We start from the raw sequence: 15,817 nt of genomic DNA on the forward strand, positions 1-15,817 counted from the left end.
CTGGTCTATTTATCCCAAGACATTTTAAATTTAGCGTCTTCCATTCTATGCCCTTTTTCATCATCAGAAACGGCATAATTAAAACCTGATCTCAAACTGTAACCTGCATGTTCTCCGTTTTTATTTAAAGCAATAAAACCAACTTGCAGATATTCCATGTCTTTGTGGTTTTTGTGTTTGTTGTAAATACGTTCTGTAATTTCTTTACAGGCATCATACGGCGATTTTCCCTGACGCATTAATTCAACAACCATGGCACTTCCTGCGGTTCTAATTACAGCTTCGCCTAAACCGGTTGCCGCTGCTGCGCCTACTTCGTTATCCAGAAAAAGACCCGCGCCGATTATTGGGGAGTCACCGACGCGTCCGTGCATTTTCCAGGCTGCACCACTTGTAGTACAGCCACCAGAAAGGTTTCCATCCTGGTCTAACATTAGCATGCTTATGGTATCGTGATTTTCTATATTAATAACTGGTTTGTATTTTGAATCTTCCAGCCATTTTTTCCAGTCTTTTTCAGATTCCGGAGTTAGTAAATTTTCTTCTTTAAATCCTTCTGATAATGCAAACTGCAATGCACCTTGTCCGGCAAGCATTACGTGCGGTGTATTTTGCAATACTCTTTTTGCTACAGAAATAGGATGCATAATTCCCTGTAAAAAACAAACCGAACCGCAATTGCTATTATGGTCCATAATACAGGCATCCAGCGTTACTTTTCCTTCGCGATCCGGATATCCTCCATAACCTACGCTACGTACATTTGGATCTGCTTCTGGAATTTTCATTCCGGCTTCAATGGCGTCTAATGCTGGTTTTCCGGCTTTTAATTGTTCCCAGGTTTCTTTATTAGCAGGTAAACCGTGATTCCAAGTTGAAATAATAACCGGCTTTTTTACTTTTTTTGAAGGAAATCCTAATGCGCCTTCTTTTTCATTTTCTTTCACTTTTGCAAATCCGCTAAAGCCTACAGAACTTACGGCTGCTGCGCCTAAAGCTGCTTTCTTGATAAAGTCTCTTCTATTTGACATGCTTTTTTACTTTTAGTTTTATTTAAACACATAGGAACATAGCTTTTAGAACCGAATAAAAGGCGTTTCACTTGCATTAACAAACATAGTTTTATCGCTTGAACTTTGTCAAAGTTTAAAATTTTGACAAAGTTGAATTATCTACATTATGTTTCTATGTGTTAAAAAAAATATTACTTTAAACTTGCTTTTGTTTCTTTGATTGTCTTTAAATTGCTTTCAGACAATGCATTTCCGTCGAAAAATGAAACTCCTACTGCTCCATTTTCTTTTGCTTCTAAAATAGCTTGTTTTAGCTCTTTATCATTTTTCAATCCCGGAATATAAATTCCTGTATTGATTTTCGTTTTCTTATCTTCTAAATCAGCAACACCTTGTTTTGTTGCGTAACCAACCCAGTCAATTTCTTCATTGTAAAAACTGTGGTAAATCATTGGATATACTTCGTCGATATTCCATTTGTCCCAACGCTGAAGTACCATGTGGTCTGCCATTTCAGGATAAGGAAATACGGCTGCAGTTAATTGTTTGTTGTGCTTGTGTGCAATTTTACAGGCATCATCAACAACCGCTTTTATCGCATTTAAACGGAAGTTTTTCCACTCCATATCGATAGAAGTATTGTGGCTTTCTTTTGGATTTTTATGGTGAATTTTTTCGAATGCTTTTACACATTCGTCACAATAACAAAAATCAAATTGAGGTAATTCTACATCCTGAACCAAGTTGTATTTTGGCAGTAAACTAATTGGTAAAAAGATGTCCGGGAAACGAATATAATCTAAGTGAACACTTTCGATTCCTTCAACTTTTGCTAATTCTTCAACTAAATGTAAAACGTGTTCTCTTGATTCTTTTCTGGTTGGGCATAACCATTGGTAATAATCCACATACGGGCGATTGTCGAAACAAGATTTTCCTTCTTTGCTTACCTGATACCAATCTGGATGCTGTAACGCAACTGAATCATTTGGACGGTTCATTGCCATAATCCAGGCGTGAACTTTTAGGCCTTCTTTTGTTGCAAGCGGCACTAATCTTTTTAAAAGTTTTGGATCTGTTGTCGTATTGATTAATACTTCGTCGATTCCGCCGTCTTTGTATTTTTTGAATTCTTTGGTATAATCTGCGTCTGATTTTTTGGCATCTGCGGTTGTCCAGACAGCAAATTTAAATGAGGTGGTTTCTTCTTTTTTGGCACACGAAAAAATGCTGAATGCCAGGAAAAAAAGTAATAGTTTTGGTAGTTTCATAGTGGTTTTGTGGTTTATTTTGCTATTATTTTCCCGTCCTCTTTTATCACAAATGTTTGATTCGAAAAAGGGCTTTTTACAGAAATATTATATCCGCTGGAATGATTTTCTAAGATAGGTTTTAAAATTTTATTATCAACACTGATGTTTTCTTTTGTTAGATTCGCCAGCGATTTTGCCCAAATTTTATTCTTTTGAAAATATTCTTTTTGGGCTCTGTATAAATTGTAAAGTTCCCATTTTACTTTTTCGTCCTGCGGAATTGTAAAGGTATCTTTTCCTTCTTTTGAAGAAAAATAAACATAGCCCCATTTTTCAGGTTCGTGCATATTGATGACTCCCATTGGCGACCAAACCCAATTGTATTCCGGAAGAAATTTTCCGTCGGCGTCTTTTTTGCGTTCGTATTTTCCGTCAACAAGGGAATGCTGCCAGTTTACTCTTGAAAAATTAACTCTCCAGAATTTATCGACTGGTAAATTTTGATCGAAATAAGAGGTTTTGTAAGATGCCCACGGAATTGCCATTTCTAAAGTCCAGCCTTGATCAGTATCTGTTGGATTATTAAGCGTTCCCTGAACTTTAACTGCCGATTTTAAACCCGGAATATTCCAGTCGTTTAAAACTACGAGATCATTTTCTCTATAAGGTTTTGATAAAAATAGATCCCAAGCAGTGTTCAAGGCGTTTATTTCTAATTCGTAATAGTTAAAAGTGTCGCTGTCGGGATCTATAAAAACTTCGAAATCATTGTTGTAAAAAATAATAGTGTCACGCTGTTTTAAATTGGCCCAAACGTGCGGCTCCTCCATCTTTGCTAAAATATAAAAATTGGTTTCGTCCCACAGCATTTTTACTTTTGTTGCATACTTGGGTTTAATGCCGTTTTCTATATCTTCAAAAAGATCAGTCCAGTCTGCTTTACTCCATGAAGCATCAGATTCATCTCCGTCAATTGTAATTGGACTTGCCGTTTTTGCCGCGACGTATGTTTTAGGAATAATGGTATTTTTCTTCGATTGAGAAAATCCCGCAACCGAAAAAGAAACTAAAACAACTGTTAACCATTGAATTTTTAAACGCATGCTTTTTCTATAAACTGTTATCTTTTGTAAACTGAATTACTTCACTTAATTTACCAAATGCTATGGCTACGGCGGTATCGGCAGCACCATAATAAACGGCTAATTTATCTTCCTCTGTATCGTGTAAAGCGGCACATGGGAAAACAACATTTGGCACATCTCCAACCATTTCATAAATCTCTGCCGGACCTAATAAATAAGGCTGTGTTCTGTATTTTACTTTGTCTGGTGAATCAACATCTAAAAGTGCTGAACCCATTGCATAACGGAAACCGTTGCAGGTATTGATAACGCCGTGATAGATCATCAGCCAGCCTTCGTTTGTTAAAATAGGAATTGGCCCTGCTCCTACTTTTGTACATTGCCATGCGCTGTCTTCAAACGGAGTTGGTTTCATTACTAATCTATGTTCTCCCCAATATTTCATATCCGGGCTGTAGCTGATCCAGATATCTCCAAATGGCGTATGTCCGTTATCACTTGGACGGCTTAACATGGCGTATTTTCCGTTTATTTTTTGAGGGAATAAAACACCATTTCTGTTGAATGGTAAAAAGGCATTTTCGCATTGAAAAAACTCTTTAAAGTCAAAAGTATATCCAATTCCAATAGTTGGTCCGTTGTAACCATTACACCATGTAATCCAATAACGATCTTCAATGAAAACCACACGCGGATCATATTTATAAGCAGATTCGATCATATCTGTATTACCAGACTGCATTACAATTGGTTCGTGGTTAATGTCCCAATCGATTCCGTTTTTACTAAAGCCGGCAAAAATATTCATTTGAACCGCTTTGTTATCACATCTGAAAACTCCCGCATAACCATCTCCAAAAGGAACTACAGCACTATTAAAAATACTGTTTGATGATGGTATTGCATATCTGTCGATAATTGGATTTTCAGAATATCTCCACATTACATCGTTACTGTTTTCGGGTCTGTCTTGCCAAGGAATACTGCTCATTTTTTTTGTTTTTTTATTGTTTTGTTTTTTTATTCTCTCACTTTTGTCATTTGTTTAAACACATAGAAACATAGTTTTTGAAAACCGCTTAAAGGCGTTTCACTTGCATCAACAAACATAGCTATGTGTTAGAAACTAGTTTCTTTTGTATTCTTTTTTATACACACTTAAAACTATGTTTCTATGTGTTTAATTTTTTTTCAGTTTTGTCATTTCGAGGAACGAGAAATCGCACTAGAAATTCCGCAATCTAAATCGTCAATCTTTGTCGAGTTTCGTGTGCGATTTCTCGTTCCTCGAAATGACAAACTGTATGTCTTATCTAATCTTCAATTTTTCTAACCTTATCCAACCACGTAAACTTCAATATCGTCGTCGTTACTAAAAACACAATCAAAGCCGTAATTGCTTTTGGATAATCTCTGATGATAAAAAATATCGGAAGCAAAATCATACTTGACTGCCAAATAATTCCAATCGCGCAATTCATCATATCTCTCCAGAAATCATTGTTTTTTTCGAAAGTAAAATCTTCTGACTTTAATACTTTATAAACCGGACCCCAGAATCCCCAAGGTCTTACGTTTGCGTAGAACGATTTTAAAACTTCCATGTCTGTTGGTTTACTTAAGAACGTTCCTAAAACACATCCTAAAATAGAGAAACCAAATATTATTGGAAATAAATAAATCGCTTGTACTTGTGCTAAATCGTATAAAAATGATCCTTCGGTTAAACTTCCTTTGGCCTGACCTAAAGCAAATTGTAAAGAAGCTACAATTAATCCGGCGAACATTCCCCAGAAATAACCCCATCCATTAAAACGCCACCAAATCCATTTTAGGAAATTTGCGGCAACATAACCTCCGTATAAAGCACTTGTAATCCAAAGCGTTAAGGAATTGATCGAATCTGCAAAGAATCCCATGAAAACTCCTAAACCAACTACAAGAAAAGAAGAAATCTGGCTTACTTTAATATAATGTGCATTTGTCGCAACTGGCTTAAAGTATTTTTTATAAATATCATTTACAATATATGCCGGCCCCGCATTTACGAAAGCTGAGAATCCCGACATAAAAGCGGCTAATAAACCTGCTAAAAGAATTCCTTTTATTCCAACCGGAATATATAAATTGACCACTTTTGGCATTAATAATTCTAAATCGGCTCCGGTTAAACCTGTGTTGGCATTTAATTCAGGAGCTAAGTTTACCAACGCAATTACCACGATTCCGGTAATTAATAAGTATCTCGGAATGAATAAAATTAAGTTCGTGAAACCACTCATATAAGCTGCTTCTTTTACAGATTTTGTAGAAAGAACACGTTGTAAATCGTAACTCGGCGTTGGCCCTGCGACACTTGCAAAGAAACCTTTGAACAACGTCATTCCGATGAAAGCACCAAACATTTTGTAACCTTCAGAATCAATTAAATTATTGAAGGTTTGGAATTTATCACTCCACTGGGTTTCAAACTGCCATCCGAAGAAAACATTTTTCCATTCCTCGGTAATAACCGAATTTATCTGAATATCAGTATAATTGACAAATGCATATCCGGCAATTAAAACTCCGGCTACAATCATGATTAAATATTGTACAACTTCTGTCGCAACTACAGAAAACATTCCGCCTTTAACGGTATAAATCGTAGTTAAAAAGATGATGATTAACGCGTAAGAACGCTCTGAAGTCAACAAAATTAAATCACCATAATGAAGCGTTAAATCCCACGGAAGAATAATGGTTACAAATTTTCCGATTCCTTCGAAGAAATAAGCGATAAAACCAATTGTAGAAATAATAGCAAAAATTGCCACAATAATATGCGATGCTTTTCCGGCTCTGTCACTTCCAAAACGGGTTAAAATCCACTCAGAACCTGTCATTACTTTTGATCTTCTAATCCAGACTGCAAGGAACATCATTACGAAAATCTGGTTCCATATTGGCCAAAGCCACATGAACATGAAACTTTTTACTCCGTATAGAAAAAGTACCCCAATCATCCAGGAAGTTCCGGAAACATCAAACATTCCAGATCCGTTACTTAGACCTAAAAAATACCATTTGATTGTTTTTCCGCCAAGAAAATAATCATCCAATCCCTGTTTTGCTTTTCTTGAAATCCAAATTCCGATACTCACTGAGAGCAGAATGTAAGCTACGATTATCGATACGTCAATAATATCCATTAAATATATTTGTTAGTAGGTTAGTTACGTTTTTTGTTTTATTTTTTTGTTCCCCAGTTTTTATTTGGCTGAGGTCCCATTACAAAATGTAAAACCCCGCCTTTTAAAATCTGTTGATGTGTGATTGCTGTTTGATTGAATTCGACTCCGTTTAAAGTTGCCGACTGGATATAAAAGTTTTTGTTTGAAACATTTTGTGCTTCAATTACAAAAGTTTTTCCGCCTTCAAGATTGATGGTTGCTTTCTCGAAAATAGGACTTCCAATTTCGTATTCTCCCGATGCCGGATTCATTGGGTATAATCCCATTGAACTGAAAACATACCAAGCCGACATTTGTCCGCAGTCTTCGTTACCGCTTAATCCGTTTGGTGTTGTATTGTATTGTGTATCTAAAATATGACGAACCCAATATTGCGTTCTCCAAGGCTGTCCTGCATGATTGAACATATACGCAATGTGGTGACTTGGTTCGTTTCCGTGTGCGTATTGTCCAATTAATCCTGAAATATCCGCCGAAACATTGTTTCCTGTAATTTCAGAACTTTCGGTAAATAATTGTTCTAAACGTTTAGTAAAGGTTTCATTTCCACCGTGTATTGAAATTAAATTATCAACATTTTGCGGTACAAACCAACTGTGCTGCCAGGCATTTCCTTCTGTATAATCCGTATGTTCTCTGTGGTTCGAATGTTTTGGATCGAAAGGTTCATTCCATGATTTTCCATCATCTGATTTTCCTCTCATGAATCCTGTTTTCGGATCAAATAAATATTGGTATGCCTGAGAACGTTTTAAGAAAAATTCGTAATCAGCATTTTTTCCTAATGCTTTTGCCATTTTCGCCACACACCAATCGTCGTAAGCATATTCTAAAGTAATTGTAACCGATTCGTCTAATAAGTTATAAGGTATATATCCGTATTTTTTGTAGAAGTTTAAACCTCGCTCGTCCTGCATCATGGTGGCTTTCATGGCTTCGAAAGCTTTTTCGGCATCAAAACCTTTTATACCTTTTAAGTACGCATCGACAATAACAGGAATTGAATGATAACCAGTCATTGTATTGGTTTCATTCGCATATAAAGTCCAAACCGGTAATATTTTTTTGGTATCGTAATACGCTAACATTGAGTTTACAATGTCTGAAGTTTTGTCTGGAGCCAATAAAGTCAATAAAGGATTTTCGGCTCTAAAAGTATCCCATAGTGATAAGGTCGAATAAGCGGTATAATCTTTTGCTGTAACAATTTGATCGTCCTCTTTTCTAAATTGACCGTTTTTATCACTATAGGTTACAGGGGCAACTTGTGCGTGATACATCGCAGTATAAAAAATCGTTTTTAACGAATCTACTGGTGTTTCAACTTTAATTTTACTTAATGCGTTATTCCAAATCGAAGCGGCTTCTGATTTTGTATTGTCGAAATTGGCTTTTTCTCCGTCCAGATTATCTTTGGCATTAGCCACACTTACAGATGATAAAGCGATTTTTATAAATAATTCATCTGAATTTTTAGAATCAAAAAATAATTGTGCCGATGTATTTTCTGCATCTGCTTTTTTACCGGTAACAATTTGTTTATCAGCAGATAAAATTGATTCTGCAATAGGTTTTGAAAACTTGGCTACAAAAAATACTTTCTGATTTGCTGCCCAGCCTTTGCTATATCTGTAACCACTTATAGTATATTGGTCTTCAATTGTAATTCCGGTTTTTAAGGCTTTGTCCCAATTTATGGCAAATCCTAAATCGACAATTACAGATTGTTTGTCGTTTTTTGTAAATGTATATTTATGATACGCTGTTCTTTGCGAAGAAGTTAATTCTACATTGATTTTAGGATCTTTAAGAAAAACTTGGTAAGAGCCCGGTGTTGCTTTTTCGTTAACATGACTGTAAAATGATTTATAAGGTAATTGATCGCGTGAAGTTGTTTTTAATGTCAAATCGACTTTTTTGTTGGTCGGCATAAATAAAATGTCCGCCAAATCGCCAATTCCTGTTCCGCTTAAGTGTAAATGACTGAAACCGGAAACGATAGAATCTGAATAATGATAGCCTGAACACCAGTCCCAGCTTGAGATTCCGTTATCTGGACTTACTTGCAACATCCCAAAAGGAACCGTAGCTCCAGGGTACGTATGGCCGTGTCCACCTGTTCCAATAAAAGGATCAACATGGTCAACAAAAATATTTTCCTGTTTATTATTTTTGTTTACATTTATTTTACAACTTGTAGCCAAAATTGCAAATAAAGCCGGCACGAGAATTTTCTTCATATAAAACAACCTTAATTTAACTTTAAATTTAAACAAACCGACTTTTTATTAAAACTTATTTAGACGGACAACACATAAACTTAGATAAACATCAAAAAAAGTCACAAAACATACTCATATTATGAATTTCAATTCTAACAAATTATACCGCGTACCTTTGTATTATCATGTGGTTTTTTGGCTGACTTATTTCTTATTTAATACTTTTCGATGGGGAAGTTATTTTAATGACTATTTGTATTCGCTAAAAACCAATTTGCTGGGTTTCCCTATTCACATGACGCTGTGTTATTTGAATATTCTGATTTTTATGCCGTATCTGGTTTACAGAAAAAAGTATGTGCTTTATGTTCTTGCGGTTTTGTCTGCCATCTTCCTTATGGTATTGGTAAAATTTAATCTTACCTATTTGTTAATCACACACAATGTATGGCCGGAAGGTCCGCAGACAATTGATAAACTGACACTTAATTATACCATTGATATGATGATGGGAGAATTGTACGTAATCACTTTTGTTACGGCAATTAAAATCACTTTGGACTTTTTAAAAGAGCAAAAAAGAGTAACCGATTTAGAGAAATCACAATTAGAAACCGAATTGCTTTTTCTGAAATCTCAAATCTCTCCGCATTTCTTCTTCAATACTTTAAATAACATCTATTCTTTATCTGTAGAAAAATCGAATAAAACGCCAAAGATTGTTTTAAAACTTTCAGAATTAATGCGTTATATGCTTTATGATACAAGTGGTAAAAAGCAAAGTTTAGAAAACGAAATTTTATGTATTCAGAATTATCTGGATTTAGAAAGAATCAGAAACGACGAACGTCTTGAAGTTAACATGGAAGTTTCGGGAGATATTCACGATAAGGAGATTTCTCCGGTGATTTTACTGACTTTTGTTGAAAATGCCTTTAAACACGGTGTAAACAAAAACACAGGAAAAGTCAGGATTAACATTGATTTTAAAGTAAAAGGGGATTTCCTGCATTTTACGATTTCAAATCCAACGCCAGAAATTACGCAGCATCAGGATAATTTTAACAAGTCAAGTGGTATAGGTATCGAAAATGTCAAAAAAAGACTGGAATTAGGATATAATAAAAATGACTATAAGCTTTCATTTAAAAATAAAAAGAATATTTTTGTCGTGAAGCTTGTGATTAAAGTAACCTAAATGCAGCTTTTTCTCGTATATAAGATTACCTGCTAAATTATTTCGCTCAAAAACATAAGATTATAGAAATGAAAATAAAATGTTTGATTATTGACGATGAGCCATTGGCAATCAATGTTATAAAAAACTATTTAGAGCCGATTGAGAATTTTGAGGTAATAGATACTTTTAGCAATCCAATTGAAGGCTTAAATTTTCTGAAAAATAATAGAGTTGATGTTATTTTTCTTGACATTAATATGCCTGTTCTTGACGGAATTAATTTTATAAAAAGTCTTGAAAACCCACCATTATTAGTTATTACAAGTGCTTACAGTCAGTTTGCAATTGAAACTTACGAACTCGACGTTTTAGATTATCTGGTAAAACCAATCGAGTTTCCAAGATTAATGAAAACGCTGAACAAAATCAGCAAAAGGCTTGAAAATAAAACCAATTCTCCGCAAGAAAATACCACAGACAGCCCTTTTATTTTCGTGAAAATCGACAAAAAAAGAATGAAGAAGATTTTCTTCAATGAGATTCTGGTTATCGAAAGCTTAAAAGATTACTTAAAAATAAACACCTTAACGGGAAAATATATCATTCACAGCACTTTATCTGACTTTACAGATTTACTGCCAGAAAAAAACTTCCTGAGAATTCACCGTTCGTACACGATTGCAATTGACAAAATCGACGCCGTTGAAGGAAACAGCATTGAAATTGAAGGACTTAGATACGTTATTGGAAGATCGTATATTGATCATGTTAAGCAGAGAATTTTGAATTCTTCTATATAGTATTTAACCGCAAAGAGCGCAAAGTTTTTTCTCTCATTTTTTGTCACCCTGAGCGAAGTCGAAGGGCACAAAGCTTTGCGAACTTTTTATATAAAAAAACCTTTGTCAAAGTTTAAAACTTTGACAAAGGTTTTTTGCTTTAGTTGAGGTTTGTCTTTTCTAGGAACGAGAAATCTCCGCAAGTAGCTCGATAACGATAATCGACAATCTTTGTCGAGCTACTTGCGGAGATTTCTCGTTCCTCGAAATGACAACATTGTGTTGAATATTTATTGAGGAAAAACTTTGCGGAGCTTCTTTGTGCCCTTCGACTTCGCTCAGGGTGACAAAAAATGACGAACAGCTTTGTGTCCTTCAGCTTCTTTTAATGATAAAGCTAAAAAAAAACTTTGCGAACTTTGCGTAAACCTTAGCGCTCTTTGCGGTAAAAAAAACTTTGTGGTTAAATCTCAAAAACAAGCATAAAAAAAATGCAGCCAACCACGGCTGCATTTCAAAACTTGGTAACTAACCAAATAAACCACATGAAATAGTCTATTTTATTTTAAATATTTTCTTAGAAGAAATATCTCTTGAAAGCTTCGATTGCAGAATAATCTGCTAAACCTAAAGCGTGATATTTTTCTGCTGTTAATCTGTTTCTGTCTTCTGCTCTAATCCAGAATTCACGGCTGTCATCTCCCTGGAACATTACACCATCTTTTTGAGATTGGTGATAGAAAATCGCGTGACGTTTTTTCAGCACCTGATCCGGACTCATCGGAACCGCCATTTCAATTTGGTACGTTTCCCATTCGTGCCAAGCACCTCGGTACAACCAAACCCAGCAGTCATCCATATAACTTTTGTGTTTCAATCGTTTCAAAGCTTCAAATAAACTGTCCAGACAAACTTTGTGCGTTCCGTGTGGATCTGCTAAATCTCCAGCTGCGTAAATTTGATGAGGTTTTATTCTTTCAATGATATCGCACATAATTTCGATATCCGCTTCACCAAGATTATTTTTCTTTACCGTTCCCGTTTCATAAAAAGGAAGATCAAGGAAGTTTACATTAGAATCCGGCAAACCTAAATAACGTGTTGCTGCCAGAGATTCACTTCTTCTAATCAACCCTTTTAATTTTCTAACTTCTAACGAATCGATATCATTACTTTTTTTGTTTTTCAAAAAGTCAATAATCTTTTCCGCTTCACCAGAATTAGCATTTAATGCCTTAGAAATTTCAGCAAACTTTAAAGCTTCCTGATTCGAAACTGCAATATTTCCAGAAGTCTGGTATGCAATATGAACATCATGCCCCTGCTCTACCAATCTGTCAAAAGTTCCTCCCATTGAGATAACATCATCATCTGGATGCGGACTAAAAATGATAATTCTTTTTCTTTCCGGAGTAGCGCGTTCAGGTCTGTACGTATCATCTGCATTTGGTTTTCCTCCCGGCCAGCCCGTAATAGTCTGCTGCATTTTGTTGAACATTTTGATATTCAAATTATATGCAGTTCCTTCTTCGCTTAAAACGCTTGACATTCCGTTATCATTATAATCTTTGTCAGTCAGTTTTAAGAAAGGTTTTTTAGTTAATTCGCTTAACCAAGCCACCGCTTTCAATTTCAATTCGTCTGTCCAGATTACAGATTTTACCAACCAAGGCGTTTTTACTCTCGTTAATTCTGATGAAGCTTCGGTATCTAAAACAAAAGTTGTGTTGTTGTGCTGTTGTAAATACGTCGCCGGAACCCGAGATGAAATTTCACCTTCGATTGTTTTCTTTATAATTTCTGCTTTGCTGATTCCCCATCCAAGAAGTACAATTCTTTTGGCATTTTTTACTGTACCAATTCCCATTGTAATTGCTTTTTTAGGCACATTATCAATTCCTAAAAATGAAGATGCCGCATCAACACGCGTTAAGTGATCTAATGTAATGCTTCTGGTTCCAGAATTTACGTGAGATCCCGGCTCATTGAACCCGATATGTCCCGTTCTTCCAATTCCTAAAAGCTGAAAATCCAATCCGCCGTAAGCTTTGATCTTCATTTCATAATCGATGCAATATTGCTGAAGGTCTTCATTGCTGATACTTCCGTCAGGAATATTGATATTTTGAGGCAGAATATTAACATGATTAAAAAGATGCTCGTGCATGAAATACCAGTAACTCTGAATATCTTTTTTATCCATTGGATAATATTCATCCAAATTGAAAGTCACTACGTTTTCAAAACTTAAACCTTCATCTTTATGAAGACGAACTAATTCCTCGTATACTTTTATAGGTGAAGATCCTGTTGCCAAACCTAAAACGCAAGGTTCGTTTAACTCTTCTTTTCTTTGAATTATATTGGCGATTTCCTGAGCAACTAAAATCGAAGCTTCTTTAGACGAATCGAAAATTACATTGTGTATCTTTTCAAAACGCGTTTCTTCGAACTTTCCAGCCTCTTTGAAATTTATACTTTCTTTAATCATTTGCCTGTTGTTGTAATTATTTAGTATAAAATTAAATATTACATAATGTAAATAATCAAAAATTCGACTAATAACCTGTTACCTTCGCTATAGGACAAAATTGGAAACTTTAAGCAAAAAGATTCCAATTTAAAGACCATTATAATGTTTCAATAATATTTAATTCTGCAATAGAAACTGTTGAACCCTTCCCTACCGCTGACTTGGCAACAAAACGAATATATCTGGCTTTAGCTTTTTTGAAAGTCTTAACCTGCTCGATTGGATTGTGCTTTATATTCGAAAATTCACCTTCAGACTGCAATGTCCAGTTAACATTATCAGCACTTATGTAGAATTCGTAATTGGAAATTAAATTAAGATTATTACCCACTTGTTGCGGTACATACGTAAAACCGTTTAAGTTTAAAAGACTTCCCATATCAATAGTTATTTCCTGCGGAAGTTTATTTTGATCATTACCGAAACTCCAATCTGTATTTGGATTCCCATCGATAACCCGATCAGCTGATTTTAAATCCCCGCTTGAAGCCGAAACTATTTTCCAGTTTTCTTTTGATGCACCATATTTTGCCGTTTTTACAGCACTGCTTATATTTTCTACAGCATCAATAGCAACGGCTTTTATAGTAACCGCTTTATTAACCCGAAATACTCCTTTATATAAAGCACTTTTTTTCGTTGGATTTTTTCCGTCAAGCGAATAATAAACTGGATTTCCATCTTCAGATTTTATCGTTACATCGCCATTTTTATCACGCTGAATTTCCGGCATACGCACAAAAGTTGGCGCGTTGTAAGCCTGAATATTTGAAATCACAATATTGGCTTTTGAATCGGTAATATTGATTCTTAATGCTGATGCTTTAACTCTGTCGATTCTTAAAATTCGTTTGTAACCAATCGTAGTTTCGTTTGCAACCGTTTTCCAGTTTCCATCAACTTTAGCTTCAATATTAAAAGCTTTTACACGCTGTCCAAGCGCAATATATTCCTGAAGTAAAATTCGGTTTATATCTGTAGGTTTTTCAAATTCAAAAGTTATCGAAGCGGTTTTTACATTATCATCTGTTGCCCAATAGGTGCTTTTATTTCCGTCAGAAACATTTTTTGCAGAAAATTCTAAACTATTTCCTCTAACATTATCCGCAGCAATTTTTGTTTTAGATAATAATTCGGTTTTAAAATCAGCTTTTATGGTTGCAACCAATTCTTTTAATCTGGCTTCATCATTTTCGTGAACCAAACCTCTTTTATCAACCGGAAGATTCAATAATAAAGTAGCATTTCGTCCAACCGATTCATAATAAATATCAACCATTTCATCCAGCGGACGCACTTTATCATCTTCAACCGAATGATAAAACCATCCCGGTCTGATTGAAACATCGGCTTCACCCGGAACCCATTTTTCCCCATCTTCATGTCCCGACATAAATTCGGTATAATGCACTTTTCCGGCCAATTCATCTTTTTGGCGTAAAAGCGACCAGTTTGTTTCTCCGGCACGGCCATCTTCATTTCCAATCCATCGCGCTTCAGAAGGGCCAACTCCCCAAACCAATGTTTTAGGTGCGGTTTTGTAAATTAATTTATAGGTTTCATCCCAATTGTAATATTCAAGCGTATTGATTTTTCGGATTTCATTGGCTCCGCCATAATAACCGTCTCCGCCGTTTGCACCGTCAAACCACATTTCGAAAACATCTCCGTAATTGGTCAATAATTCTTTCAGCTGATTTCTAAAATACGTTACATATTCTGGTTTGCCATAATCGGCGCGGTTTCTGTCCCAAGGCGAAAGATATAATCCTAATTTTAAATTGTATTCTTTACAGGCTGCGGCCAATTCTTTAACCAAATCGCCTTTTCCATTTTTCCACGGAGAATTTTTCACAGAACGTTCCGTATATGCCGACGGCCATAAACAGAATCCGTCGTGATGTTTCGCAACCAAAATAATTCCTTTCATTCCAGCCGCTTTCACAATGCGCACCCACTGGCGAACATCTAAATTTGTTGGATTAAACAATTCAGGAGATTCATCGCCGTAACCCCATTCTTTGTTGGTAAATGTATTTAATGAAAAATGCACAAAAGCATAAAATTCCATTTCCTGCCAGTCGATTTGTTTTTGCGTAGGAAGCGGCCCAAAAGGTTTTGGAGCATTTGCCAATTCCTGACTAAAACCGCTGGAAATTAAACAAAAAAAACATATGGAAAGAAAGATATTTTTCATTGCTGATTTACTTAAAATAGTCTGTAAACATAAATGTACTATAAATTGAAATTTCGCAACGCAGAATTTCGACCAACAACGGATTTGAATTGTTGATTGTTGATTATTAATTGTAAAAAAATAAAAATCAACACAAAGCATATTGTAGAGACGCACCAGCAGTGCGTCTTGCGCAACGTAACCACAATGTTTGATATTCGAGACGTAGACGCACTGCTGTGCGTCTCTACGGAATAAAATGAGAATATTCAATTCTTTACAAAAATGAATTGCCTCCAGCTTTAGCTGGAGGTTTAAAATATGAAAACATGAAAGGCTTTAG

General features: G+C 35.4%; 10 protein-coding genes. 2 read left to right on the forward strand and 8 right to left on the reverse strand.

The window, feature by feature from the left end; translation table 11 throughout:
- Positions 1-5: 5 nt before the first annotated feature.
- The 6 genes from FLAPXU55_RS16330 to FLAPXU55_RS16355 all read right to left on the reverse strand — a co-directional run bounded on the left by FLAPXU55_RS16330 (position 6) and on the right by FLAPXU55_RS16355 (position 8,824).
- The gene (locus FLAPXU55_RS16330) at positions 6-1,031 is read right to left on the reverse strand and encodes an isoaspartyl peptidase/L-asparaginase family protein (RefSeq protein WP_180859486.1); all 1,026 of its coding nucleotides are present in this window, start codon (positions 1,029-1,031) and stop codon (positions 6-8) included.
- Between the two features lie 173 nt (positions 1,032-1,204).
- Positions 1,205-2,284, reverse strand: coding sequence for a putative glycoside hydrolase (locus FLAPXU55_RS16335; RefSeq protein WP_180859488.1), 1,080 nt, complete (start codon positions 2,282-2,284; stop codon positions 1,205-1,207).
- Positions 2,285-2,298: 14 nt separating this feature from the next.
- On the reverse strand, positions 2,299-3,369 hold the full coding sequence (locus FLAPXU55_RS16340; protein ID WP_180859490.1) for a carbohydrate-binding family 9-like protein: 1,071 nt from the start codon (positions 3,367-3,369) through the stop codon (positions 2,299-2,301).
- Positions 3,370-3,376: 7 nt separating this feature from the next.
- Positions 3,377-4,342, reverse strand: coding sequence for a glycoside hydrolase family 130 protein (locus tag FLAPXU55_RS16345; RefSeq protein ID WP_180859492.1), 966 nt, complete (start codon positions 4,340-4,342; stop codon positions 3,377-3,379).
- A 322-nt stretch (positions 4,343-4,664) separates the two neighbouring features.
- Positions 4,665-6,542, reverse strand: a complete 1,878-nt coding sequence (locus FLAPXU55_RS16350; RefSeq protein WP_180859494.1) for a sodium:solute symporter family protein — start codon at positions 6,540-6,542, stop codon at positions 4,665-4,667.
- Between the two features lie 38 nt (positions 6,543-6,580).
- Positions 6,581-8,824 carry a GH92 family glycosyl hydrolase gene (locus tag FLAPXU55_RS16355; RefSeq protein WP_180859496.1) on the reverse strand — a complete coding sequence of 748 codons (2,244 nt, stop codon included), beginning with the start codon at positions 8,822-8,824 and terminating at the stop codon, positions 6,581-6,583.
- A gap of 121 nt (positions 8,825-8,945) precedes the next feature.
- Between FLAPXU55_RS16355 and FLAPXU55_RS16360 the strand changes: the two genes are divergently transcribed.
- Entirely contained in the window at positions 8,946-10,004 is a 1,059-nt protein-coding gene (locus FLAPXU55_RS16360) for a sensor histidine kinase (RefSeq protein ID WP_053471174.1), read from the forward strand.
- A 68-nt stretch (positions 10,005-10,072) separates the two neighbouring features.
- Complete coding sequence (locus FLAPXU55_RS16365; RefSeq protein ID WP_073486976.1) at positions 10,073-10,786, forward strand: LytR/AlgR family response regulator transcription factor; 714 nt, start codon at positions 10,073-10,075, stop codon at positions 10,784-10,786.
- Positions 10,787-11,342: 556 nt separating this feature from the next.
- Here FLAPXU55_RS16365 and nagB read toward each other — a convergent pair.
- Entirely contained in the window at positions 11,343-13,256 is a 1,914-nt protein-coding gene (nagB, locus tag FLAPXU55_RS16370) for a glucosamine-6-phosphate deaminase (RefSeq protein ID WP_180859498.1), read from the reverse strand.
- 139 nt (positions 13,257-13,395) lie between these two features.
- Positions 13,396-15,495: an alpha-L-fucosidase gene (locus FLAPXU55_RS16375; protein WP_180859500.1), complete on the reverse strand. Its 2,100-nt coding sequence runs from the start codon at positions 15,493-15,495 to the stop codon at positions 13,396-13,398.
- Between the last annotated feature and the right edge of the window lie 322 nt (positions 15,496-15,817).

Origin of the sequence: Flavobacterium panici (assembly GCF_903819335.1) — a bacterium.
Taxonomy (GTDB): Bacteria; Bacteroidota; Bacteroidia; order Flavobacteriales; family Flavobacteriaceae; genus Flavobacterium; species Flavobacterium panici.

Bases quoted from the DNA above. Each gene is read 5' to 3' on its own strand.
- FLAPXU55_RS16330 (WP_180859486.1), bottom strand. From the start codon at position 1,031: ATGTCAAATAGAAGAGACTTTATCAAGAAAGCAGCTTTAGGCGCAGCA.
- FLAPXU55_RS16335 (WP_180859488.1), bottom strand. From the start codon at position 2,284: ATGAAACTACCAAAACTATTACTTTTTTTCCTGGCATTCAGCATTTTT.
- FLAPXU55_RS16340 (WP_180859490.1), bottom strand. From the start codon at position 3,369: ATGCGTTTAAAAATTCAATGGTTAACAGTTGTTTTAGTTTCTTTTTCG.
- FLAPXU55_RS16345 (WP_180859492.1), bottom strand. From the start codon at position 4,342: ATGAGCAGTATTCCTTGGCAAGACAGACCCGAAAACAGTAACGATGTA.
- FLAPXU55_RS16350 (WP_180859494.1), bottom strand. From the start codon at position 6,542: ATGGATATTATTGACGTATCGATAATCGTAGCTTACATTCTGCTCTCA.
- FLAPXU55_RS16355 (WP_180859496.1), bottom strand. From the start codon at position 8,824: ATGAAGAAAATTCTCGTGCCGGCTTTATTTGCAATTTTGGCTACAAGT.
- FLAPXU55_RS16360 (WP_053471174.1), top strand. From the start codon at position 8,946: ATGAATTTCAATTCTAACAAATTATACCGCGTACCTTTGTATTATCAT.
- FLAPXU55_RS16365 (WP_073486976.1), top strand. From the start codon at position 10,073: ATGAAAATAAAATGTTTGATTATTGACGATGAGCCATTGGCAATCAAT.
- nagB (WP_180859498.1), bottom strand. From the start codon at position 13,256: ATGATTAAAGAAAGTATAAATTTCAAAGAGGCTGGAAAGTTCGAAGAA.
- FLAPXU55_RS16375 (WP_180859500.1), bottom strand. From the start codon at position 15,495: ATGAAAAATATCTTTCTTTCCATATGTTTTTTTTGTTTAATTTCCAGC.